Annotated in this window: 26 protein-coding genes and 1 tRNA gene; 10 read left to right on the forward strand and 17 right to left on the reverse strand. The window is 63.6% G+C overall.

Going from position 1 to position 21003, the window contains the following annotated elements; genetic code table 11:
• Window positions 1-11: 11 nt before the first annotated feature.
• Entirely contained in the window at window positions 12-263 is a 252-nt protein-coding gene (gene purS / locus QYL91_RS01610) for a phosphoribosylformylglycinamidine synthase subunit PurS (RefSeq protein ID WP_302081639.1), read from the reverse strand.
• A gap of 93 nt (window positions 264-356) precedes the next feature.
• Here purS and QYL91_RS01615 point away from each other — a divergent pair, with 93 nt between their 5' ends.
• A complete protein-coding gene (locus QYL91_RS01615) occupies window positions 357-794 on the forward strand; it encodes a hypothetical protein (RefSeq protein ID WP_302081640.1) in 438 nt (145 codons plus the stop codon).
• A 43-nt stretch (window positions 795-837) separates the two neighbouring features.
• Window positions 838-1068 carry a hypothetical protein gene (locus QYL91_RS01620; protein WP_302081641.1) on the forward strand — a complete coding sequence of 77 codons (231 nt, stop codon included), beginning with the start codon at window positions 838-840 and terminating at the stop codon, window positions 1066-1068.
• A 126-nt stretch (window positions 1069-1194) separates the two neighbouring features.
• Here QYL91_RS01620 and QYL91_RS01625 read toward each other — a convergent pair whose 3' ends face one another.
• Complete coding sequence (locus QYL91_RS01625; protein ID WP_302080520.1) at window positions 1195-2187, reverse strand: transposase; 993 nt, start codon at window positions 2185-2187, stop codon at window positions 1195-1197.
• A gap of 214 nt (window positions 2188-2401) precedes the next feature.
• Between QYL91_RS01625 and QYL91_RS01630 the strand changes: the two genes are divergently transcribed.
• On the forward strand, window positions 2402-2962 hold the full coding sequence (locus QYL91_RS01630) for an HTH domain-containing protein (protein WP_302081642.1): 561 nt from the start codon (window positions 2402-2404) through the stop codon (window positions 2960-2962).
• A 9-nt stretch (window positions 2963-2971) separates the two neighbouring features.
• On the opposite strand, the gene QYL91_RS01635 is transcribed toward QYL91_RS01630, so the two are convergent.
• Window positions 2972-3634 carry a DUF7504 family protein gene (locus tag QYL91_RS01635; RefSeq protein ID WP_302081643.1) on the reverse strand — a complete coding sequence of 221 codons (663 nt, stop codon included), beginning with the start codon at window positions 3632-3634 and terminating at the stop codon, window positions 2972-2974.
• On the reverse strand, window positions 3631-4536 hold the full coding sequence (locus tag QYL91_RS01640; RefSeq protein WP_302081644.1) for a GAF domain-containing protein: 906 nt from the start codon (window positions 4534-4536) through the stop codon (window positions 3631-3633). Before QYL91_RS01640 ends, QYL91_RS01635 begins: the two co-directional genes overlap by 4 nt.
• Window positions 4537-4668: 132 nt before the next feature.
• On the opposite strand from QYL91_RS01640, the gene QYL91_RS01645 reads away from it, so the two are divergent.
• Window positions 4669-5655 (forward strand): formyltetrahydrofolate deformylase, encoded by a 987-nt coding sequence (locus QYL91_RS01645; RefSeq protein WP_302081645.1) that lies wholly within the window; start codon window positions 4669-4671, stop codon window positions 5653-5655.
• 81 nt (window positions 5656-5736) lie between these two features.
• Here QYL91_RS01645 and QYL91_RS01650 read toward each other — a convergent pair whose 3' ends face one another.
• Together QYL91_RS01650 and QYL91_RS01655 are read right to left on the reverse strand one after the other, a co-directional pair.
• Entirely contained in the window at window positions 5737-6345 is a 609-nt protein-coding gene (locus QYL91_RS01650) for a hypothetical protein (protein WP_302081646.1), read from the reverse strand.
• Window positions 6346-6548: 203 nt separating this feature from the next.
• The gene (locus tag QYL91_RS01655; RefSeq protein ID WP_302081647.1) at window positions 6549-7577 is read right to left on the reverse strand and encodes a phosphoribosylaminoimidazolesuccinocarboxamide synthase; all 1029 of its coding nucleotides are present in this window, start codon (window positions 7575-7577) and stop codon (window positions 6549-6551) included.
• 87 nt (window positions 7578-7664) lie between these two features.
• Between QYL91_RS01655 and QYL91_RS01660 the strand changes: the two genes are divergently transcribed.
• Window positions 7665-8681, forward strand: coding sequence for a sodium:calcium antiporter (locus QYL91_RS01660; protein WP_302081648.1), 1017 nt, complete (start codon window positions 7665-7667; stop codon window positions 8679-8681).
• 69 nt (window positions 8682-8750) lie between these two features.
• Complete coding sequence (gene cofH, locus QYL91_RS01665) at window positions 8751-10103, forward strand: 7,8-didemethyl-8-hydroxy-5-deazariboflavin synthase subunit CofH (protein WP_302081649.1); 1353 nt, start codon at window positions 8751-8753, stop codon at window positions 10101-10103.
• 77 nt (window positions 10104-10180) lie between these two features.
• Here the strand turns inward: cofH and QYL91_RS01670 are convergent, their stop codons facing one another.
• Window positions 10181-11527: a cytochrome P450 gene (locus QYL91_RS01670; protein ID WP_302081650.1), complete on the reverse strand. Its 1347-nt coding sequence runs from the start codon at window positions 11525-11527 to the stop codon at window positions 10181-10183.
• 110 nt (window positions 11528-11637) lie between these two features.
• On the opposite strand from QYL91_RS01670, the gene QYL91_RS01675 reads away from it, so the two are divergent.
• A complete protein-coding gene (locus tag QYL91_RS01675; RefSeq protein WP_302081651.1) occupies window positions 11638-12291 on the forward strand; it encodes a helix-turn-helix domain-containing protein in 654 nt (217 codons plus the stop codon).
• Here QYL91_RS01675 and cofG read toward each other — a convergent pair whose 3' ends face one another.
• From cofG to QYL91_RS01700, 5 genes are all read right to left on the reverse strand, one after another.
• Window positions 12292-13449 carry a 7,8-didemethyl-8-hydroxy-5-deazariboflavin synthase subunit CofG gene (cofG, locus tag QYL91_RS01680; protein ID WP_302081652.1) on the reverse strand — a complete coding sequence of 386 codons (1158 nt, stop codon included), beginning with the start codon at window positions 13447-13449 and terminating at the stop codon, window positions 12292-12294.
• A gap of 276 nt (window positions 13450-13725) precedes the next feature.
• Window positions 13726-14340 carry a 2-phospho-L-lactate guanylyltransferase gene (gene cofC, locus QYL91_RS01685; protein ID WP_302081653.1) on the reverse strand — a complete coding sequence of 205 codons (615 nt, stop codon included), beginning with the start codon at window positions 14338-14340 and terminating at the stop codon, window positions 13726-13728.
• A 3-nt stretch (window positions 14341-14343) separates the two neighbouring features.
• On the reverse strand, window positions 14344-15123 hold the full coding sequence (locus tag QYL91_RS01690) for a hypothetical protein (protein ID WP_302081654.1): 780 nt from the start codon (window positions 15121-15123) through the stop codon (window positions 14344-14346).
• Window positions 15101-16270, reverse strand: coding sequence for a tubulin/FtsZ family protein (locus QYL91_RS01695; RefSeq protein ID WP_302081655.1), 1170 nt, complete (start codon window positions 16268-16270; stop codon window positions 15101-15103). The genes QYL91_RS01690 and QYL91_RS01695 overlap by 23 nt, the downstream gene beginning before the upstream one ends.
• A 208-nt stretch (window positions 16271-16478) precedes the next feature.
• Window positions 16479-17384, reverse strand: coding sequence for a complex I NDUFA9 subunit family protein (locus QYL91_RS01700; protein WP_302081656.1), 906 nt, complete (start codon window positions 17382-17384; stop codon window positions 16479-16481).
• Window positions 17385-17497: 113 nt separating this feature from the next.
• Between QYL91_RS01700 and tmk the strand changes: the two genes are divergently transcribed.
• The gene (gene tmk / locus QYL91_RS01705) at window positions 17498-18085 is read left to right on the forward strand and encodes a dTMP kinase (protein ID WP_302081657.1); all 588 of its coding nucleotides are present in this window, start codon (window positions 17498-17500) and stop codon (window positions 18083-18085) included.
• Here tmk and QYL91_RS01710 read toward each other — a convergent pair.
• Entirely contained in the window at window positions 18082-18414 is a 333-nt protein-coding gene (locus QYL91_RS01710) for a DUF7991 family protein (protein WP_302081658.1), read from the reverse strand. The two genes, tmk and QYL91_RS01710, sit on opposite strands and share 4 nt — an antisense overlap.
• Before the next feature lie 50 nt (window positions 18415-18464).
• Complete coding sequence (locus QYL91_RS01715; RefSeq protein ID WP_302082889.1) at window positions 18465-18695, reverse strand: Lrp/AsnC ligand binding domain-containing protein; 231 nt, start codon at window positions 18693-18695, stop codon at window positions 18465-18467.
• 88 nt (window positions 18696-18783) lie between these two features.
• On the opposite strand from QYL91_RS01715, the gene QYL91_RS01720 reads away from it, so the two are divergent.
• Both QYL91_RS01720 and QYL91_RS01725 read left to right on the forward strand, forming a co-directional pair.
• Window positions 18784-19467 (forward strand): potassium channel family protein, encoded by a 684-nt coding sequence (locus QYL91_RS01720; RefSeq protein ID WP_302081659.1) that lies wholly within the window; start codon window positions 18784-18786, stop codon window positions 19465-19467.
• 1 nt (window position 19468) lies between these two features.
• Window positions 19469-19699: an Lrp/AsnC family transcriptional regulator gene (locus QYL91_RS01725; protein WP_302081660.1), complete on the forward strand. Its 231-nt coding sequence runs from the start codon at window positions 19469-19471 to the stop codon at window positions 19697-19699.
• A gap of 230 nt (window positions 19700-19929) precedes the next feature.
• Here QYL91_RS01725 and QYL91_RS01730 read toward each other — a convergent pair whose 3' ends face one another.
• From QYL91_RS01730 to QYL91_RS01740, 3 genes are all read right to left on the reverse strand, one after another.
• Window positions 19930-20436, reverse strand: coding sequence for a DUF5813 family protein (locus QYL91_RS01730; RefSeq protein ID WP_302081661.1), 507 nt, complete (start codon window positions 20434-20436; stop codon window positions 19930-19932).
• Window positions 20437-20504: 68 nt separating this feature from the next.
• Window positions 20505-20587 (reverse strand) — tRNA-Leu (locus tag QYL91_RS01735).
• Between the two features lie 80 nt (window positions 20588-20667).
• On the reverse strand, window positions 20668-21003 hold the full coding sequence (locus tag QYL91_RS01740; protein ID WP_302081662.1) for a ferredoxin: 336 nt from the start codon (window positions 21001-21003) through the stop codon (window positions 20668-20670).

The raw sequence follows: 21003 nt of genomic DNA on the forward strand, positions 1-21003 counted from the left end.
GACAGAGACCGTCATTGCTCCTCGACAGTGACCTCGTAGTCGTGGATAGTCGGGTTGGCGAGCAGGCGCTCGGTCATCTCTTCGGCGCGATCGTGGGCGCTGTCGGCGCTCTCGGCGTCGAGGTCGAGTTCGAACACGTCGGCAGAACGCAGGTCGTCAAGTTCGAAGCCAAGGCGTTCGAGCGAGCGCTGTGTCGTCTCGGCCTCGGGGTCGAGCACCCCGTGTTTGAGCCGGACGGTGACAGTGGCAGTGTAGGCGGTCATCGGTCGAGACACGGACGCCGCGAGCGAAAACGCTTGTGATTGCTGCCGGCAGTGGCCGCATCTTTTACTGGCAGCGCCGACGTTGGGGGGTGTATGGACAGCAGACGGGTGGCGAAAGCGGCCGGGGTGAGCGTCGGCGCGTTCGCACTCTTTGGCATCATCACGGGACTGGTCCCCAACAGTATCTACACGCGGATGGTCCCGCGGACGGGTCTCGATTACCTCTTTTTGGGGCTGACGGCTGTGTTTCTCGGTGCGTACACCTACCAGCGGACGAACGCACGGGGGCGCGACGACACGACAGTCACCGCGGGTGCGGTCCTTGGCTTTCTGGCGTTCGGGTGTCCGGTCTGCAACAGCATCCTTCTTGCACTGTTTAGCAGTTCCGCCCTGATGACGTATCTCGACCCGGTACGGCCGCTCCTCGGTGCGGTGAGCGTCCTCCTGTTTGCCGGGCTGCTGTACGCGCGGTCCAGACGGACCTGTGTCTCGTGTGCCGGCGAACAGTCGGCCCAGCCACAGTCGGACTGAGGCGGGAACCAGATACTTGTCGGCAGGGCGCCAACGCCGTGTCATGACTGACGACGACGCTGCCTCCCGGTGGTCGGTGCTGGGACTCGGTGGCCTGGCGAGTCTCTGCTGTCTCGGCCCGGGTGCAGCGGCAATCGGGGGTGGGGCGACCGCGAGCGCGCTCGGCGTCGGTCTCCTGCAAGTGGGAGTCACGGCGTTGACACTCGCACTCGTCGCCGCGGTTGTCCGTCGTCGGGTCGGCTGTCGGACCTGCAACGAGCCAGTCGACACGTAGTGGCGATTCCACTCGACGTCGTCCGGGAACTGGTCACAGTGGACCGGCTCGTGCGAACGGGTGTCAACTAGATTTACAACCATCCTCGTCGTTATATTAGATGTGGGCGGGCGTGCAGAAGAGTTCTCATAGCTCAACGATCGGACTTGCGATGTCACCTCCTCGTTCATGGTTAGCGATGACGACAGCCAAACGAAGACAGAGAGCGACGAAGACGTGAGTTTTTGCCCGTTCTCGGCCTCGGACTTGCGGAGTCCCGAGGCCGAGATCCTTGCACACGCCGATTGCTGTTTCGACCTGTGACCGGTTATCGTAGGTGTCGTCAAGCTGCTTTTCCCAGACGCGGACAGTGTCGCTATGTTCCTTGATTCGTTTCTGGATGCGGTACTCGATATCTGGTGGATCATTTGTGTTCCGTGGATTGTACGGAACCACTGGCACGACGCCTGCTTCAATCAGGTCGTCGTGCCAGTCCAACATGTCGAACTCTGCGTCACCAACGAACGTGACTGGCTTTTTGACGGCGAGCGCATCCTGTGTGATGCGCCTCGCCGTCGCCTTGTCCACAGATTTCTCATCTGTGAACTCTGCGGCAATCGGGATGTTGTTGTCGGTCGTCACCAGACAGCAACCGTAGCCGTAGTAAGTCTCCTCAGCTGTACTGTCGTAGTTCCACGAGGCATCCTCGTCCGGGCGAGGCGCCCGGACATCGGTGCCGTCAATCCGAAAGCAAGAACCCAGTTCAACTCGGACGAGCACTTGCTGGAGAATTCGTGAGAAGACTTCCTCAACGACACCAGAGAGATCGTCGATAAACCGGCCAATCGTCCGCCGTGACGGCGGTCGCTCGAACTCGCAGACACGCCAGACATCATCGTTGGCGAGTTCTTGAGCCATCGCTTCTGGTTCGTAGATTCTGTTGTAGAAGCAGTGAAGCAATCCTCGGAACAGTTCAGGTGGATGGAACTCCCGCGTTCGCCCCCGCGGATCGGGGGCGAACACGGGGAATTCATAGAGAAACTGGAGATCAAGATGTTCGAATAGTACTGTTGTCTCGGTTTCCAGTGATTTCAAGACCTCTGTGATCGTATCTTGGTGTGGCAGGGTAGTGGTTGACACATCTCACTGTCCCTGCCTCATCTCCGAGAGAGTTCCTATCGATCCTCCAGAATCGCTGATCAGCCAGCAGAGCCGTGCTAACTATTCTGCACGCCCGCCGATGTGTCCATGCACGAAGCGTCCTCGCTAATCCGACAGCCACCATATCCCCAACCTGCCACGCTCGCACAGCAACACCAACCAGCGCGCCGAATGACAGCGCCGGAGGTGACCAATGACTGAGCAACACAGCGAGTCGGTACCGACCAATCCGGTTGGTGCTGACGCGGCTCCGCTGACGGTGGAGTGTCTCGTCCGACCGGACCTCTCTCCGGTCAGTCAGCGACGCATCGACGCCATCTACTCGCGGCTGCAGGCGCTCGAAGAGACAGCATTCATCGACAGCGTGACCGTCAGTGAGTGGCCGCCACACCGGCCGGCCCCGGTCGAAGACGACACCGACACAGTGTACAGACAGGGACGGGTCGACGAGTTCGAACGGTGGGCAAACCGACAGAACTGCTCGCTCAAGCCGGCCTTCCGCCGGCAGCCGGTTCCCGAGTCGCTCCTCGACGACGACGAGCCACGCGAGGCGATTCGCGTCCCGGTTGTGACGCTTTCCCTGTCGGCGGTCGACGAGGAGACTCTGTCGGGAGTCGTCCCGTACACGGTCGATTACGGCACCGACGACGCCGAGACCTACACGGTCGACGACTGGCCCAGCGCCGCCGAAGCGACGACGGTTCCCGAACAGAGTCGCGACGCAGTCGCAGGAACGACCACAGAATCGGCCTGAATCGGTGAGTTATAGGTCCACGTCCTGCCACCCACTGGGCTGGTCGTCCAGTCCGCGCACGCGGAGTTGTCGCTGTCCGTCATCGTGTTTTCGCAGTTCGACCCGTGCGTCGAACGGCTGTGAGAGGGTCTGAACGGTCGTCCCCTCCTGAGCCGCAGGGTCGATGACGCTCACGCCGAGGCCGTTGGCGGTCCGGATGCGGCCGGTCACCGTATGGAGAAACCGGTAGAGTGGCTGGACCTTGTCGGTGTACATCACCAGCGGGTCGAGCGTACAGAGCCCGGTCCGAACGCGGTCGATGCCGGCACCGTAGAGGTCCTCGTAGAGACTGGAGAAGACGATACCGATACCGGTCAGGTCGCTGGGCGCGGCCACCGTGTGGATGTTTCTGGTCTCGTCGTCGTTGCTGGTTTGCATGCAGTCGACGATGGCCATCCGTGAGGTGTCGTACCGACAGCCACTGGCCTCGAAGTTCTCGATGCTCTCGACCCCGCGGAGGTCAGTCGAGAGCAAGAGCAGCCCCTCCGATTCGGAACAGCCGAGCAGTCGCATCGCGAGGTCACGGGAGCCGTGAAGCGGCGACCCGGTGACCAGCAGGTTCGTCCCCGGGGGAACCGGGTCAATCGGGATGCCGTCGTCGAACTCGTAGGTCTGTTGGTCGGCCTGACTCATTCACTCGTCCCTCCGTGTTCGGTGTCGAGTCGCCGACGCAGTTCCAGTTGTTCCGATACTTCGGCGGCAAACAGCTGGAGCTCTGTGAGTTCCTCGTCGGTGTATCCGCGCGGTTCGTCGTGGATGAGACAGAGCTCGCCGATGATAGAACCATCGGGTGCGGTGAGGTCCGCGCCGGCGTACGACCGGATGTCCAGTTGCTTTAGCGTCTCGTTGTACTCGAAGCGTGGGTCCGCCTGCACGTTCTCGATGACGGTGACGCCGTCTTCGACAATCGAGTAGGTACAGATAGTATCTTCGCGGTCGAGCGTCTCCCAGTCGGCGCCGTGACAGGCCACGAACCGCTCCTGGACCTCGTCGACGAGGCCGACAAAGCAGACGGCGACGTCGAAGTGGCTGGCAATGAGTTCCGAGAGGCGGTCGAAACTCTCGACGGCCGACAGGTCGGCGATGTCGTACTCGTGCAGCGCCGCGAGGCGTTCGTCCTCGTCGGGCGGGAGCGGAAACCCGACCTGCGTCCGGTTGCGGACGGTGTTGGAGACGATGTCGACGAGGCGGTCGTGTGTGTCGGCGCCGCCTTTCGGGAGATACTCCGCGACCGTCTCGCCGAACGCCGCGGAGTCGATGTCGGCGTGGTCGCGGTCGGTAAAGAGGACACAGGAGAGGTTGGGATTGTCCGCACGCGCCTGCTCGAAGAGTTCGAACGCCGTGCCGTCCTGGAGGTCGTACTCGGCGACGAGACAGTCGACGTCGGCCGTCGCGACTGTCTCGAGTGCGCCAGCGATGTCGGTCGCGCCGACCGCACGGACGTCCGCGCGGTCACGGAACGCCGCGATAGTCGCCTCGCGTGCGTCCGTCGCCGGGTCGACACACAATACCGTGAAGTCGTGGCCGTCGGTCACTGTCCGGCCGTTATGAGTCCAGACAAATAGAACTACTGTCGCTCAGGCGACGGGAACGCCCCCAGAAACGAAAGGTTTTGACCGCCGGCACACCTTCTGTCCGCCAATGACGACTGTAGCGCGTGTTCCGGGGTGGTGGTCGTGACCCGCGAGTTCACCGAGATAACCGTCGTCGGCGAAGACGACACGGGACTCATCGCCGAAGTCACATCGTTGCTGTTCGAGCGCTCGATTAACATCGAGGACCTAGACCAGGCTGTCCGGGAGGGCGTCTTCCGGATGACGATGCACGTCGACACCAGCGACATGGTCTGTACCGAGGGGAAACTCCGCGAGGACCTCAACGACCTCGGCGAAGACCTCGGCGTCGACGTGAAAGTCCGGTTCCCCGCCGACCGGGAGACCCAGCAGATTGCCGTCCTCGTCACCAAGGAGTCACACTGTCTGGAGGCCATCTTCGAGGCCTGGGCCAGCGGTGACCTCGATGCCGACGTGAACGTCGTCATCGGGAATCACCCGGACCTCGAACCGCTCGCCGAGAAGTACGACGTGCCCTTCCACAACATCGGCGACGAGAACGGCAACCCCGACGAGGAGCAACTGCTCGAACTACTCGCCGAATACGACGCCGACCTCATCGTCCTCGCACGCTACATGCGCATCCTCTCGCCGAGCGTGGTCTTTCGCTACGAGAGCCAGATTATCAACGTCCACCCCTCGCTTTTGCCCGCGTTCCCCGGGGCCGAGGCGTACCTGCAGGCTCTCGAAGAGGGCGTCCGCATCGCCGGCGTCACTGCCCACTACGTGACGACGGACTTAGACCAGGGGCCGATTATCACCCAGCGGGCGTTCAACGTCCCACAGGACTCAGACACCGAGCCGGAGGACCTGCGCAAGATTGGCCAGCCACTCGAAGCCGAAGCCCTGCTCGAGGCCATCGACTTGCACCTTCGCGACGAGGTGGCCGTCCACCGCGGACGGACGAAACTGCGAAATCCAGAGGAGAGTTCGGCCCAGCTCGGCGCCCCGAAGGAACTCAACGACCTGGTCCCGGACCGCCCAATCGACGGCCTCGGCGAGTTCGTCGCAGAGCACGAGGAGACAGAGGCCGACGACTGACTCGGAATCGAGTGTAGCGCGGCCGCTCTCGGGTATTCTCTCGAAAAAGATGCAAAGTTCGTGTGAGACGTCGCGCCGTAGTTAGGCTTCGGTGGCCTGCTCGACGACCTGCTGGGTCTGGGCCTGGAACTGCTCGGTGAGTTCCTCGGTCTGCTCGACGACTTCCTCTGCCTGGGATTCGAGCTCTTCGACCTGCGCCTCGAACTGACCCTGGACCTCTTCTGCCTGGGCTTCGACTTCGTCGAGCATCTCGACGAGCTGGGCTTCCAGCTCTTCGTGACCCTCGACGACGGTTTCGAGTTGTTCGTCGACGTTCTCGAGGAGGTCGGCGACGGCCTCGTCGTAGGCGTCTGCGCCTTCGTCGAGTTCGGCTTCGAGCGTGTCGAAGGCCTCACCGTGAGCGGCTTCGAGTTCCTCGAACTGCTCGTCGACGGCTGCGCGAACGTCCTCGAGCTGGTCGCCCATGCCGGGTACCGTCTGCTCGATGGCGTCGAGGTAGCTGTGGAGTGCCGTGGACGTCAGCTCGACAAGCTGGGCCTGACCGCGCTCGGTCGCGTCCAGCATGTCCTGCGTTGCCGTGACGAACTTGGTCTGGTAGTCCAGCGAGCGCTCGAATGCGTCCTGGCTCTGTGCGATTGCGGTCCGCTGTGCGTCGAACATCGTGGTGACGGGGGTTGTGTATGCTGCCATAGTGTGTTGCTCCTATCAATAGTAACGTGTCGACGGCATATAAAGTTTGCCACTGAAACCCATCTGATGCCATTGAATGGTATAGATATTCGAGACGGCGAATGAAGCGTAGAAGACGGTCGAGTTGGAGGGACGCACCGCTCACGGGTGCCAGGACCACGTCAAAACGAGAAGCGACACGGCAGACGGACGGCGCTGTGCAGTCAGAGGTCCTGAATCGTCTCGATGGCTTCGGAAACGGTGGGCGCGTCGAACGCCTCGCGGCCAACGTAGGCGTTCGTCCCAGCACAGTAGAGGTCACGCGCCGCCTGGATGACACGCTCGTCCAGCGGTTCGGGCGAGCGGTCACACAACGACTTCCAGTCGGCGACACCCTCCGTGGTGGCGCGTTCTTTGGCCGCACCGACTGCCTCGACCCACTCGGGTTGGGTCCGCTTGTGATACTGGCGGATGACCTCCTTGGAGACTTGAGTACCTTCGTAGGAAAATCGGTTCTCGTCGAACGTCCCGACGACGTCGGCGACGCGAATCTCGCCGTCGAAGGAGAGACACTCTATTTTCCCGTCCTGATGGACGAAGCCGGCTTCGTCGGCGCGGTCGGTGACGATGCGGTTGACCTCGCGCGCGACGGCCTCTAGGTCTTCGATGTCGGCCGTCCCCGCGATACGGTCGGCCTCCTCGCGGGAGAGATACCGGTCCTGCTTTTCGTACTTCGTGGAGAACTCGATGATGGCTTCGGGGAGGTCGACGGCCTCGTCGGGCCACTCGTCGTAGTCGAGGCCGTGGTCTGCGGGGTCGGTTCGCTTGCGCAGCGACGAGCCAGTCCCGACGCGGTTTCGGAAGACGATTTCCAGCGGCACGAGGAAGTTCTCGCTCGCCTCGGCGTGGTAGGCGTCGTAATCGTAGGTCCCGTCGGCGAAGGGCAGGTCAGGGACCTGCGTGAGGTCGATTGCCATCTCGGTCGGCGCGTGGCCGGCATCGAGTGCGGCCGCGAGCGAGCGCTCTTCGCCCTCGCTGACGACGCCGCGGTAGTGGGTCGGGATGCCGTTGTCTTCGAGCAGTTCGAAGTTGAACGCGCCCATCGTGCACAGCGACGCGCCCTTGTCGGGAATTGCGTCGGGCATCTTGCCCCAGTCGAACACGGAGTAGGCGTCGGTGAAGACGAACGCACCCCGCCCGAGGTCGTCGGCGGTTGCGGACTCGTCGACGCGGAAGTTCTTCACGCTGGTCATATCGCCGGTGTCGGGCCTGGGGGCAAGAAGCGTTCCGGTCGCGACTGAACGCGGTCTTTTTGCGTGTCCGTTCGGTGTACTCTCACGATGAGCGTCAACTACGCGCTCGCAACAGTCGTCATCCTCGGTGCCACCGCCGCCATCTGGAAGGGGAGCGACTGGCTGGAGACGACCAGTGCGCAACTCTCGGCGTACTACGGCCTGCCGATGGTCGTCCAGGGGGCCATCGTCACTGCCGTCGGGTCGAGTTTCCCGGAACTGGCGAGTGTCGTCTTCGCTGGCCTGGCCGGGTCGCTCGAACTCGGTGTGGGTGCCATCGTCGGCTCTGCCATCTTCAACATCCTCGTCATCCCCGGCGTCGCGGGCGTCGCAGCCGAAACGCCAGTCGAAGCCTCGCGCACGCTCGTCTACAAGGAAGCCCAGTTCTACATGCTCGCGGTCTCTGTGCTCCTCATCACCTTCGCGCTCGGAGTTATCTACTACCCCGTCGCCGGCGAACGCCTCCATGGTGAAGTGACACGGCCGCTGGCGCTGATTCCGCTGGCACTGTATGGCCTGTATATTTTCATCCAGTATCAGGACACCAGCGACCACGACACCGAACTCGACCGTGACGGCATCGACATCCGACGGCAGTGGGCGTACCTGCTCGCCAGTCTGGCAGTCATCCTCGTCGCCGTCGAGCAACTGGTCGGCCAGGTCGAGGCAATCGGCGTCGAACTCGGCGTCTCGCAGTTCCTGCTCGGCGTGACGATTATCGCGGCCGCGACCAGTCTCCCGGACACGCTCGTGAGCGTGCGCGCGGCGCGGGCCGGCCGCGGCGTCGTCTCGATGGCGAACGTCCTCGGGTCGAACACGTTCGACCTGCTGGTCGCGATTCCAGTCGGTATCATGCTCGTCGGCGCGACCGCCATCGACTTCGCGATGGCCGTCCCGATGTTCGGCGCGCTCACCGGCGCGACCATCCTCCTCTTTGCGCTGCTCCGGACGGATATGGTCCTGACAGAGACCGAATCGTACGTGCTCGTGGGCGCGTATTTCCTCTTTGTCGCCTGGGTGCTGGTAGAAGTCACGAGAATCGTCCCGGGCGTCCTCCCGGCGTAGCGTCACAGACGGTGGCAATCTACCCCCGGACCCGTCAGCTTTTACCCCACCGAGAGGCAGGAAGAGACAATGGCAGACGTCTCCGAGGTGGCCAACGTCCCGCGTGGCGAGTTCGACTTTGCGCACCAGCCGGAGACCGACCAGTCCTTCGAGAACGCGCTGGCGAAAGCGCGGGCCGGGAGCCGGCTGTCCGTCGCCGACGGCATCGAACTGCTCACAACCGGAACCGACCGGCCGGGTATCGACCGCCGGCGCAAAGAGCAGGTCCTCGAAGCCGCAGACCGCCGCCGCGCCGAGACGGTCGGCGACGAGGTGACCTTCGTCGCCAACCTCAACAACAACGTCACGACGGCCTGCAACACCGGCTGTCTGTTCTGTAACTTCAAGGACCGCTCCGAGCAGTTCCTCAGCGAGAACGACGACGACCACGCCGGCTTCACCAAGACGCCAGCGGAGTCCCGCCAGGTCGTCGAGGACGCACTCGACCTGGGCATCTACGAGGTGACCTCCGTCTCCGGGCTCCACCCGGCCTTCGCACTCGACGAGGAACACCGCGAGCTACTGGAGACCAGCGACCGCGGCGACCTCAACTACAAATCGCCCGGCCGCTACGAGAAAAATCCAGGCACCTACGTCGCCCAGATGGAGGCGATGAGCGTCGGTGACGTCCACCTCCACTCGATGACGCCCGAAGAGGCATACCACGCCCGACGGGGGACCACCTGGTCCTACGAGGAGGTGTACGGCCGACTCAAAGATGCCGGCCTCGACAGCGTCCCCGGTACCGCCGCCGAGATTCTCGTCGACGAGGTCCGGGAGGTCATCTGCCCGGGCAAGATTCGCAGCGACGAGTGGGTCGAGGCGATGGAAGCGGCCGCCAGCGTCGGCCTCCCGATGACGGCGACCATCATGTACGGCCACGTCGAAAACGAGGCCCACCGCGTGAAACATCTCGACGTAATCAGGGACCTCCAGGACCGGACCGGGAACATCACCGAGTTCGTCCCCCTCTCCTTTGTCCACCAGCAGACGCCGCTGTTCGAGCGCGGCATGGTCGACGCCGGCGCGACCACCGACGAGGACGAACTGATGATTGCCGTCTCGCGGCTCTATCTGGACAACGTCGACCACATCCAGTCCTCGTGGGTCAAGTACGGCGACGAGCAGGGGCTGAAGATGCTCTCCTGTGGCGCCGACGACTTCATGGGGACGATTCTCTCCGAGGAGATTACCAAACGCGCCGGCGGGGACTTCGGCGAGTACCGCTCCTTCGCGGAGTACGCCGACATGATAACGGCCATCGGTCGCACGCCCGTCGAGCGGTCGACGGACTACCGGAAGCGCCGTCCGATAGACCCCGACGACACCCCGGTCGGCCCTACTCTCGGCCCCCGTGCCGACGGGACGCCGCTGCTCGAGTAGGCGCTCCGCTGTGGACATCTTCGAGAATCGAGGGCAGATTTCTGAGGTCGGTTACGAGCTAGGCGGAGGGGATAGCGTCAGCGGGGGTGTGGGACCATCTCGACGTCGTCCGTCGGCTGCAGCGTTACGGCCGGTGTGACCGACAGGTCGTCGTACTGGCGGTCGAGTGTCCACTCGCGTGCCAGCGTCGCCAGGACCAACTGCGCCTCGGTCATCGCAAAGCGGTGCCCGATACAGTGGCGCGGCCCGCCACCGAACGGGAAGTAGGCAAACTCCGGGCGGTCAGACTCGGAGTCGCTCGTGTCGAGCCACCGCTCCGGTCGAAACGCCGCCGGGTCGTCCCAGTAACGCTCGTCGCGGTGCAGTACCCACGTGGGCAACACTAACAGCGACCCTTCGGGGACGCGGTAGCCAGCAATCTCGACGTCTTCGGCTGGCTGGCGTCGAATCTCGTGGGCCGGCGGGTAGAGCCGCATCGACTCGTTGACCACGGCCTCGGTGTAGTCGAGTTCGAAGACGTCCTCGATAGTCGGACGCCCGTCGATGGTCTCGTCGAGTTCGGTCCGAAGGCGGTCGGCGACGTCTGGGGTGCGCGAGAGGAGGTCCCAGGTGAAGGTCAAGGAGAGGGCGGTCGTCTCGTGACCCGCAAACAGGAACGTCATCATCTCGTCGCGAATCTGGGTGTCGCGCATCTCGGTGTCGCCGTCGAGCAACATCGAGAGGAGGTCGTCGCGGTCGACGTCGTGGCCGTCGCGGTTGCGCCTCGCGCGGCGCGTGTCGATAATCTCGTCAATCTGCTTGTGGAGGTGGTCGTGGGCGCGGTTGGCCCGCCGGAGGAAGGGCAGGGGCGTCCAGTCGGGCGCGAAGAAGGTGATGGGCTGGTATCTCGGTTGCATCGGCTTCTGGAACGCCTCGACGGCGTCGTAGATGCCACGTTCGGCGATGTCGATGTCGCGCCCGAACATCGCGTCGACGAGAATCTCCAGCGTGAGACGGGTCATCTCCTCGCGCATCTCGACGGTCTCGCCAGCGTTCCAGCGGGCGCTTGCCTCCTCGCTGCGCGAGACCATGATGTCGGCGTACTCGCGGATGTGGTCCATGTAGAAGGCGGGCTGGATGGCCTCGCGCTGGCGCTGCCAGAGGTCGCCCTCGCTGGTGATGAGACCGTCGCCGACAATCTGTTTGAGTTCGCTGTTGCTGTCGTCGTGTTTCGGGAACCGGTCGCTCTCTTCGACGAGGATGCGCTCGATTTCCGCGGGGTCGGTCACCATGTAGGTGTCCCACCCGAGCAGTTCGTAGTTGACGACGGGGCCGTATTCGTCGGCACACCGCTCGCGGAAGGCGTTCGGGTCGCGCGCCCACTGGTGTGTGTTCCCGACGAGCGGGAGGCCGGTCGGTCCTGGGGGAGTCTGTTGGGTTGCCATGACTGAGGCGGCATCTCCACGTTCGCCCCGGAGTGGCCAGAGGTTACTGCGCCGTATCCGTGGCACCTTTTTAACGAAGCAAATTTCCCAGTGGCACACAATCCGACCGTATGCGCTACGTCACGCTTCGTGTCTCCCCGACGGAAGGGGAGGCATTCCATCCGCTCGGGCGTGCGCTCTCGGCCGACGAGGCCGTCGAACGGGGAAATATCCACCGCGTCGAGATGCTCGACGACGGCAGCGGCCTCCTGCTGGCCGAGGCCCGTGGCGACGTGGCCCGCTACCGCGAGATTCTAACCGAGTCCGAGTACGTCTACGACTTCAGCATCGTGGAAGACGATGGGTGGTGGTACTCCTACACCCACTTCGAGCCAAACGAGGACAACAGGGAGATGCTCGAACTCCAGTACGAGTCCGAACTCGCCGTCGAGACGCCAATCGAAGTCCAAGCAGACGGGGCCTTTGTCCTCACGCTCGTCGGCCCGATGGGAGCGTTCCGCGAGGCGACGCCGACGGACACCGACGCCTACACCGTCGAAGTACTGGAGACCGGCGAGCACCACCCCGAACTGGGCGACCTCTTTCTCTCGCTGACCGAGCGCCAGCGGGAGGTGCTCGAAGCCGCCACCGACCTGGGCTATTATGACAACCCCCGGCAGGCGACCCACGAGGACATCGCTGCCGACGTCGGCGCCGCGCCGAGTACAGTCGGTGAACACCTCCGGAAGATAGAATCACGCGTGTTCGCACACCTCGTCCGGTAGTTACGCCGGCGGCGCGCCGTCCTCGACGACCGCACGATACCGCCGGCCGGCCCCGTCCTCGGCCGTCAGCGCGTCGCGAATCACCGGCGACAGCCAGCCAGCACCAGCTGGGGGCGCCTCGGCCGGCACTCCGTCGAAGTCCCCGCTCCGAAGTTCCGCAGGGAGGTAGCGCTCGTACACCGGCAGGCGCTCTTCGAGTGGAACGTCGGCGTACGCGGCAATCTCGCGGAGCGTCTGGAGGGCGGGCCACTCGTAGTCGGGGTTGATGTGGTCGTCAGTAATCGGCGACACCCCGCCGAGGTCGTCGATGCCGCAGTCGACCACGTCACGGGCGGGCGCGAGGTTCGGCGGTACCTGGACGGAGATTTCCTCCGGGAGTCCGGCGCGGGCCATCGCGACCGTCCGTCGCAGCGTCTCGACGCTTGGCGAGCCGTCCCGCCAGCGTTCGTTTTCCGCGACCGGCTGGACGATTATCTCCTGGATATGGCCGTACCGCTCGTGGAGATCACGAATTGCGAGAATACTCTCCGCGCGGTCGGTCCAGTCCTCACCGATGCCGACGAGAATGCCCGTGGTAAAGGGAACGCCGAGTTCGCCAGCGTTTTTGAGCGTGTTGAGCCGCTGGCCCGGCGACTTGGCGCGTGGCCCACCGTGGGCCTGCACCTCGGCGGTAGTTTCGAGCATGACACCCATCGAGGCGTTGACGTCTGCGACTGCGGCCATCTGCTCGCGCGTCTGGTCGCCGGGGTTGGCGTGGGGCAACAATCCCACATCGAGCGCGACTTCACAGCACTCCCGGAGGTAGGTGTGAATCGAGTCGTGGCCCCACTCGGCGAGCTGGTCGTAGATTTCGGTGTAGCGGTCGTCGGGGTCGTCACCGAAGGTGAACAGAGCCTCCGTACAGCCGGCGTCAGCGCCCGTCTGGCAGATGTCTCTGACCTCCTCGGGGGAAAGCAGCGAGGCTTCACCGGGCACGTCGTAGTACGTACAGTACGTGCAGGTGTACCGGCAGGCCGTCGTCAGCGGCACGAAGACGTTCCGGCAAAAGGAAAGCGAGTCAGCCGGCTCAACGTCGCCTGGACGCACGTCGAGGAGTCGCTCGACGGCGTCGCTCTCGACGGTGATGTCGACGTCGTACTGGTCGGCCCCGGGGAACACGGGGGACACTCCGGTGGCGACGCTGAAAGTGTTCACGACTCCGGCGAGAACGCGTGCGAGACGTGGGCAGTCCAGCCATGGAGGGGGCCGAACTGCCGTGTGCCGAGCGGTAGTTGGCACGGTCCGGGTGCGCGGCGCGAGACACGTACCCGACGTTGCACGGGTCGGCCCGTGCGTGTCCCACTACAGACTCTCAGCATAAAAAGGCTTGTTCAGTCATCAGACGCGTTCGCCGAGACAGCCGGAAACGTCAGTCACAGCCGTTCTCTCGATATCTCAGGAACGGCGGGTGACCGCGCCGCGACTCTCTGTGGGAGCCAGTTCGACCCCGAGAGAGTGCAGCGTCGCGGCCGTCCGGCCGTCCGTGTGGAGAAGCACCTCGACGAGGTCGTCGGGCGCATCGACGTCGACGGCAAGCCGAAAAGAGTCGACTGTCACGACGTCGCCGCCGACGGCCGTGGCCGCCTCGACGTGGTCCCGATACGAGAAGCCGTGATAGTCGACCCGAAACGCGGGCCGCCGGGCGAGGAGTGCGTTCGTTCCGCCGCCGAGGCCGGGCGCCAGGACCACGCCGGCATCGGGTTCGAACAGCCGCCCGAGCGCGTCAGGTGTCACCAGTGCGAGGTCGGCCATCACGACGGCGGCGGGACCGTCGACAGCGGCGAGTGCGTCGTTGACGGCAGGCGTCAGCGGCCGGTCGTCGACGGTAACCGGCGCCGAACAGTCAACGTCCTCGGTCGCGAGCACCCGTGGCTGGTGGGGCGTCTCGGCGAGTGCGTCCAGAACGTCACGGAGCATCGCCCGCGCGACCGCCGACCGCTCGTCGGCATCGAGCAGGTCAGAAAGGCGTGTTTTCGGGTCGGTGGCGTCGAACGGGACGAAAACTTCCATTCGCTACTGGAGCTTGTAGTTGTCTTGCTGTTGCTGGCGCCAGTACCAGAGGACCCCACCGACGAGTGCAATCACGACGAGGGCGCCGACAGCATAGAGGAGCAGTTGCGTGGTCTGCTGGGACTGCTGTTTGTTCTGGGCGAGATTTTCAGCGTCACTTGCGATGCTGATTGCGTTGTCGAAGTTGCCCTGGTTATACGCGGAGATGGCCTGGTCGAGGCGGTTCGAGGCGTCCTCGTCGCCGTTGACCTCCTCGATGGCAGCACTTGCGTTTTGGATAGCCTGGCGTGCCTCCCTGCTATCACCAGTGTAGTGGTCGACCGAGTGGGTCTCGAGCGTCTCGGCGTTGCTGCCCGTGACCCGTTCGATTTCGTACATCGTGAAGTTCTCGTGTGGGTTGTAGGTGTAGTTCGTGATAGCGGGGACGTCACCGCGAATCGTGATGGTAATCTGATCACCCTGCTGCCCATCCATCGGAAGTTCCTGAGTGAACGACTGGGCGCCTGAGGAGTCGTCGCCGCTCGGGTTGCCCTGGTCGGTCTCCTCGATGGTCCAACTCACGTTCTCGAGTTCGGTACTACCACGCAGCGTCCACTCAGAGGGGATGCTGTCGCCCTGGTAAGGGTCCTCGATTGTAATCGTGGCGTTGATTTCGGTACCGACTTCGGCCTCCTGTGGGGCACCTGACGACGATACGTCTATTGCCGCGGCTGTACCGAGGGTCCCGACAAGGACCACCAGAAGTGCCGCAGTGACAACCTTAGAAGAGTGGGTCCAACTCATCTTCCTCATCTTCGACAAGCGACTCTAAATTCTCTTCGCTCTCTTCCCGGAGTTCGTCGATGTTTTCCTGTGCCTCGATTGCCACTTGCTGGAGTTCCTTGATGCGGGGGACGTTGTGTACGCCCGACAGCAGGACTGCAGCGGCGACGTTGGGTTCGTTGATGGGATAGTCCCCACCGCGGACCTCCATACTTCCGGTCTGCTCCTCGAGCCACTTGCGGCCGCGCTCGATGCCTTTCCGGTTGAGGTGTGCAGACGGTCCAGAGAGGACAAGCAGTGCGCGCTCGGCACCATCGATCTCACAGGGCAGCGTCAGCCGCCCGAGGGCGGCCTTCCGGACGAGCGACGTGATGCGGTTCGTCGTGTTCGCGGTGTCCATGTCATCGCCGTCATCCTTGAACCGGGAGAGCAGTCCCCCCGAGTCCTCGGTCTCGACAGATTCGGTCGCGTATCCGACCGTGGAGACGCCACCGCCCGAGAGCGTGTTGATAATCTCCGAGGAGTCGACGACACTCTCCGCGACGTTGTCGCCGGCGCCGACCTCGCCGGCACCGAACAGAACGCCAAAGCGGCGGACGATTTCGTCGTTTATCTCGTCGTAGCCGCCCTGGACGGACTCGCCGGTCTTTCGCCAGGCGTCGTTGTCGAAGACGAGCAGGTTGTCGACCTCACGAACGAAGGTCTGGAACGAGCGGGCAGCGTTGAGCGTGTAGATGCCCCCTTCGTCACCACCTGGCAGGACACCGAGCCCGTAGACCGGTTCGGTGTAGATGCGTTTGAGGTGTTTCGCAAGCACTGGCGATCCACCGGAGCCGGTCCCGCCACCGAGACCCGCGACGATGAGAAACGCGTCGATTTCGTGGACAGGAATGTTGTCGATGGCACCCTGTACCTCGTCGATGTCCTCTTCGGCGATTTCCGCGCCGAGTTCGTTGTCGGCTCCAACACCGTGGCCTTTCACACGCGCCTGTCCGATGAGGACGCGATTTTCTTCCGGAATTCGGTCGAGCCCGAGCAAGTCTGCTTTCGCCGTGTTCACTGCGACGGCCGAACGGACGATGCCACTTCCCGTCCGTTCGTCGTACTCCAGGAACTTATCGACGATTTTCCCGCCAGCCTGCCCGAACCCAATCATCGCGAGTTTCATGACTGTAGCTTAGACGGAAACTATAGCATCGTACGCATAAGTGTTTTGTCCAGGTATCAAAAATCGATACGGCCACTGGCTTCGACAGCCTCCCTGCCCGCGATTCGAGCGAGATGGCAGTGAGGAGACCAATCCGAGATGTGACTGGGCCAGCCGCCGGTCGGCCACAAGACCTACCCGTCAGGTGGTTCGGAGCCGATTTGGGCCGTCACTCGACGCCGAGGTAGGCCGCGAGCGTCGTCATCTCCTCGGGGGCGACATCGAACGCGCCGACGTCGTTGTCGTCGGTGGTGTTGTCGAAATTCAACGAGCGATACTGGTCACCGCCCATCGGGAATCCCGGCAAGATACTGAGTGTCTTCAGTCCGATGCCGGCAAGCCCCATCGGCAGACCGACGATTGTGACCGACTTGTCTGCCGCCTCGTAGACCATCTCGGTGATTTTCCGAAGCGTCAGGACCTCGGGACCGCCGATGTCGTAGGTCTGGCCGACGTGGTCGTCGTCTCCGACTGCATCGGCTATCATCGGCACGAGGTCACCGACCCAGATAGGCTGGAACCGCGTCTTCGTGCCACCCCCCGGGAGCGGGTAGAGCGGAAGTCCGGGCGCGAACAGTTTCTTCAGTCGCTTCGTGAAGGAGACGAACTCCCCGCCCTCGCCGAAGACGACGGAGGGACGAAACATCACCCAGTCGAGCGACGAGTCACGGACGATTTCTTCGGCCTGCCCTTTCGCACGGATGTAGTTGGTCGGCCCGTCGGGGTCCGCACCCAGCGCGCTCAGCTGGACGAACCGGTCGACGTCGTGTTCTTCGGCCGCTCGCACACAGTTTTCCGTGCCGCCGCGGTGAACTCGGTCGTGCATCTCGTTGCCGCCCTTCGGTACGAACAGCGGCGAGAGCGCGACGAGGTTCACCACCGCGTCCTGCCCCTCGAAACTCTCGGCGATGGAGTCGTAGGCGGTCACGTCGCCCATCGCTGTCTCGACACCAGCCGGCAACTCCGCTGGGTCGGGGTCACGGGAGAGTGCCGTCACGTCGTGTCCGCGGTCGTCAAGTTCTGCACAGAGATGCTGGCCGAGAAAGCCACTGCCACCGGCAACTAGTACGTCCATACGCCACATTCTCCCGATTGCATTGTAAAACCACCGCGCAATCAGTTAGGCTCGCGAGACTGGCGACGGACCAACAGGACGGATATTTAGTGACCCGCCCCACAGGTCGACGTATGCTCGTCACGCTCGAGGGACTGGACGGCAGCGGCAAGACCTCCTGCTGGAAGATGTTACGGGACAGCAGCGTCGTCCCCGCAGACACGACGTTCACGCGGGAACCGACAGACTCGTGGTACGGCGACGCCGTCGAGCGCTCTATCGCCGACGACGACGCCGACCCGCTCGCAGAACTGTTTCTCTACACGGCCGACCACGCCGACCATCTCACCTCGGTCGTCCGGCCGGCCCTCGAAGCCGGCGAGGTCGTCATCTCGGACCGCTACTCAGATTCGCGCTACGCCTACCAGGGCGCGACACTCGATGGCGTCCTCGAAGAGCCGATGGCGTTCGTCCAGCGCATCCACCAACCCTGGACCAGACCACCGGACGCGACTATCTATCTCGACGTCGACCCCGAAACCGCCGCCGAGCGCAGCGGCGCCACGAACAAATTCGAGACGGCAGCGTATCTCAAAGACGTTCGGGAAAACTACCGCACACTCCTCGAAGCCGAGCGCGAACGCTTCGTGGAAATCGACGCCACGCAGCCACAGGCAGCCGTCCAGGAGGCAGTTCGCGAAGCAGTCGGGACGCTGCTCTAGCGGCGGACCTGCCGGCGGTCACTCCTGTCCGGAAGGTCGACGTCGTCGGGGGCCGGCATCCAGAAGTAGTCGAAGGCGACACCGACAGACGCCGGCATGAGGACGGTCAGCGCGATGACCGTCCCGGCGCTTCCGAGGTTCGGCCCCAGAATCGACCCGAGTACGAGCGTCGTTACGACGAGGACGATTGGAATCAACAGGACCGTATAGATGACACTGCCCCACCTGGTGTAGAGTCTGACGCGGAAAAAGCGCGTCATCAGCGCGGCGATGGCTGTATTGACCAGCAGGATAAAGAGCAGTCCGAGCAGTTCGAACGCGGCGACCATACGCCCATTTGGGCCCGGACCACCTTTTGGGTGTCGGACACCTCCGGCGACTACTCCAGACAGATGTACGTCCGCGTGTCGGCTACACCGTCGAAATCGCGGACGTCTGTCGCGACGCTGTGAATCACGTCGTACACTTCTTCGCCCTCTGCCTCGACGATGAGGTCGTACTGGCCTGCGACGACGTGGGCTTCCCGGACGCCCTCGACCCCGGCGATACCGTCCCGCAGGTCCGCCGACTTTCCGGCCGCCGTCTTTACCATGATGAACGCGCGAACCATCGTGCTCGTGGTACGTATTGTCATACCAAAAGCGTTCCCCACGGAACGCGGGGTAAGATTCTTTGCCTGGGTCGTCATATCGGTTACCATGCGATTCGTTATCATTGGTGCTGGCCGCGTCGGGTTGCGGACCGCCCGCGCGCTCGTCGACAGCGACCACGAGGTCGTGCTCGTCGAGGGCGACGAGGAAGCCGTCTCACGCGCCCGGAGCGAAGGGTTCCAGGTCATCAAAGGCGACGGCTCGCTGGAGGCGACACTGGAGCAGGCCGACCTCGAGTCGGCTGACGCTGTCGGCGCGCTCACCGGCGATTTGAACGACAACTTCGCGAGCTGCATGATTGCCCACCAGTACGGCTGTCGGACGGTCATGCGCATCGACGAGGACTACCGCGAGGACATCTACCGCAAGTACGCCGACGAGGTCGACGAGGTCGTCTACCCCGAACGCCTCGGCGCCATCGTCATGAAAAACGCCCTGCTGGGCGGGAACATCCGTGCCATCGCCGACATCGAACAGAACCTCCAGCTCATCGAGTTGACTATCACTGAAGCCTCCCCGATGCGCGGGTACAGCCTCAGCGAACTCGAACTCCCCGCCGAGACGCGTCTGCTCGCGTTCGGCGAAGACGCCGAATCGCTCGCACTGCCGACGCCCGACGACACGCTCGATTTGGGCGACCGACTCGTCGTCCTGACGGCCTTCGACAAACTGAACGACGTGCGGAGTCTCATCGTCGGTGATACTGCCCGCGCCACTGCGAGGGGTGTCTGAGATGGTCCGTGCCTACATCATGGTCAAGGCCCACACCGGCGAGGCCGACCGACTGAAATCCGAAATCGCGGACATCGACGGCATCGAGCGCACGCACATCGTCGCCGGCGACATCGACCTCATCGCCGTCGTCGACGTTGCCTCCCCCGCGGAAGTCAAAGACGTCGCTGCCGCCGAAATCCAGTCTATCGACGGTATCGAAGACACGCAGACGTACATCGCTATGGACTAAGACCTCTTTTTACGTCGTCGGGTCTCACACGCGAGCCTGTCGGCTCGCGGTGGACCACTCCTCGTAAAAACTAGGTGAAAAAGGCCGCTCGCGGTTGCTATCGTAGTCATCACCGCAACCGCACTGTACGACACTGCAACCGCTTCCGCACAGGTACGGCAGGCCTGCCCTTCCCCGACTCGCACGGCCTCGCGCATCCGCGCTCGGCACGCGCTCACGGCCAACACGTTTTACAGCGGTGTCCCGCCACCACCGCCACCTTCCTGACTGGCGGTGTCGATGAGGTCTTCGACCGGCGAGACGTACTCGTAGCCCGGAATCACGCCCTCGACGTAGGTCCCCTCGACGTATTCGACAAAGGCCTTGGCGATGTCGGCGGCGCGGTCGGCGTTGCCCCACTCGAACCCGTAGGTCACGTACACGTCCTCACCGTCCCGTTCCACGTCGAAAGTGTCGAGTTCGACGTCGGCACGGGTTGCCTTCGGTGCGTCTTCGAGGCGGCGCTCCAGCGTCTCGAACCATCCGTCCGCGACCGCGTCCCCGACATCGTCTGCGGTGGCCGCTGAGAGCGTCGGGACGTGCACGGTGACGGTGTACGCGGAGAAATACTCCGGCCCGTCGATAGCGGTCACGCGGCCCTCGAACGCCGTCGTCGCCACGACGTAGGCGTCGCCGTCTCGCTCGAAGGCATCGTGATAGTCGAACGCGCGCTCGACGCTGTCGGGGAACTCTGTCATCACCGTTCGGTAGGCGCGACAGTCTCAAAAGGGCGTCGTATCCGTACAAAAGCGGCGAAATCCGGCGATGAGGGGACGGGGGTTCGAACCCCGGAACTCCTACGAGACGGGTTCTTAAGACCCGCGCCGTTGACCACTTGGCTACCCCCTCGCGCTCGTTCGTAGACGCCCCCGACCCTTACCGCTTTTCGATTGCCAGGGGCAAACCGACGGTGGCCTGCTCGGAGTCTCTCACCAGTCGACAGAAACCGTGCCGTCGCCCTCTGGGTCGGGCGCTATCTCCTCGCCCGTCTCCCGGTCGATGACGTGGATGACGCCGCGGTCTTTTTTCGCCGGGCAGACCTCCGCGGCCCGGACGTTCTCGTCGAGTTCGGCCGCCGACAGAAAGTACGCTGTCGGCTGTGCGATGCCCGTCTCAAGCGACAGCGACCAGTTGTCGGAGACTTCGGCGCACTTGCCGGCGCCGATGCACTTGTTGGCCTCGAAGATGACTTTGTACGGCTTCTCCGAAACTGGCGGCGCGTCTTGCTCGCCAATCTCCGCCGGGTCGGTCGGCCCGTCTCCCAT

This window comes from Salinibaculum rarum, from assembly GCF_030505615.1.
GTDB lineage: Archaea > Halobacteriota > Halobacteria > Halobacteriales > Haloarculaceae > Salinibaculum > Salinibaculum rarum.

What these genes read in the sequence shown, in the direction of transcription:
- purS (WP_302081639.1), bottom strand. Translation starts at nt 263, where the DNA reads ATGACCGCCTACACTGCCACTGTCACCGTCCGGCTCAAACACGGGGTG.
- QYL91_RS01615 (WP_302081640.1), top strand. Translation starts at nt 357, where the DNA reads ATGGACAGCAGACGGGTGGCGAAAGCGGCCGGGGTGAGCGTCGGCGCG.
- QYL91_RS01620 (WP_302081641.1), top strand. Translation starts at nt 838, where the DNA reads ATGACTGACGACGACGCTGCCTCCCGGTGGTCGGTGCTGGGACTCGGT.
- QYL91_RS01630 (WP_302081642.1), top strand. Translation starts at nt 2,402, where the DNA reads ATGACTGAGCAACACAGCGAGTCGGTACCGACCAATCCGGTTGGTGCT.
- QYL91_RS01635 (WP_302081643.1), bottom strand. Translation starts at nt 3,634, where the DNA reads ATGAGTCAGGCCGACCAACAGACCTACGAGTTCGACGACGGCATCCCG.
- QYL91_RS01650 (WP_302081646.1), bottom strand. Translation starts at nt 6,345, where the DNA reads ATGGCAGCATACACAACCCCCGTCACCACGATGTTCGACGCACAGCGG.
- QYL91_RS01655 (WP_302081647.1), bottom strand. Translation starts at nt 7,577, where the DNA reads ATGACCAGCGTGAAGAACTTCCGCGTCGACGAGTCCGCAACCGCCGAC.
- QYL91_RS01660 (WP_302081648.1), top strand. Translation starts at nt 7,665, where the DNA reads ATGAGCGTCAACTACGCGCTCGCAACAGTCGTCATCCTCGGTGCCACC.
- cofH (WP_302081649.1), top strand. Translation starts at nt 8,751, where the DNA reads ATGGCAGACGTCTCCGAGGTGGCCAACGTCCCGCGTGGCGAGTTCGAC.
- QYL91_RS01670 (WP_302081650.1), bottom strand. Translation starts at nt 11,527, where the DNA reads ATGGCAACCCAACAGACTCCCCCAGGACCGACCGGCCTCCCGCTCGTC.
- QYL91_RS01675 (WP_302081651.1), top strand. Translation starts at nt 11,638, where the DNA reads ATGCGCTACGTCACGCTTCGTGTCTCCCCGACGGAAGGGGAGGCATTC.
- cofC (WP_302081653.1), bottom strand. Translation starts at nt 14,340, where the DNA reads ATGGAAGTTTTCGTCCCGTTCGACGCCACCGACCCGAAAACACGCCTT.
- QYL91_RS01690 (WP_302081654.1), bottom strand. Translation starts at nt 15,123, where the DNA reads ATGAGTTGGACCCACTCTTCTAAGGTTGTCACTGCGGCACTTCTGGTG.
- QYL91_RS01695 (WP_302081655.1), bottom strand. Translation starts at nt 16,270, where the DNA reads ATGAAACTCGCGATGATTGGGTTCGGGCAGGCTGGCGGGAAAATCGTC.
- QYL91_RS01700 (WP_302081656.1), bottom strand. Translation starts at nt 17,384, where the DNA reads ATGGACGTACTAGTTGCCGGTGGCAGTGGCTTTCTCGGCCAGCATCTC.
- tmk (WP_302081657.1), top strand. Translation starts at nt 17,498, where the DNA reads ATGCTCGTCACGCTCGAGGGACTGGACGGCAGCGGCAAGACCTCCTGC.
- QYL91_RS01710 (WP_302081658.1), bottom strand. Translation starts at nt 18,414, where the DNA reads ATGGTCGCCGCGTTCGAACTGCTCGGACTGCTCTTTATCCTGCTGGTC.
- QYL91_RS01715 (WP_302082889.1), bottom strand. Translation starts at nt 18,695, where the DNA reads ATGGTTCGCGCGTTCATCATGGTAAAGACGGCGGCCGGAAAGTCGGCG.
- QYL91_RS01720 (WP_302081659.1), top strand. Translation starts at nt 18,784, where the DNA reads ATGCGATTCGTTATCATTGGTGCTGGCCGCGTCGGGTTGCGGACCGCC.
- QYL91_RS01725 (WP_302081660.1), top strand. Translation starts at nt 19,469, where the DNA reads ATGGTCCGTGCCTACATCATGGTCAAGGCCCACACCGGCGAGGCCGAC.
- QYL91_RS01730 (WP_302081661.1), bottom strand. Translation starts at nt 20,436, where the DNA reads ATGACAGAGTTCCCCGACAGCGTCGAGCGCGCGTTCGACTATCACGAT.
- QYL91_RS01740 (WP_302081662.1), bottom strand. Translation starts at nt 21,003, where the DNA reads ATGGGAGACGGGCCGACCGACCCGGCGGAGATTGGCGAGCAAGACGCG.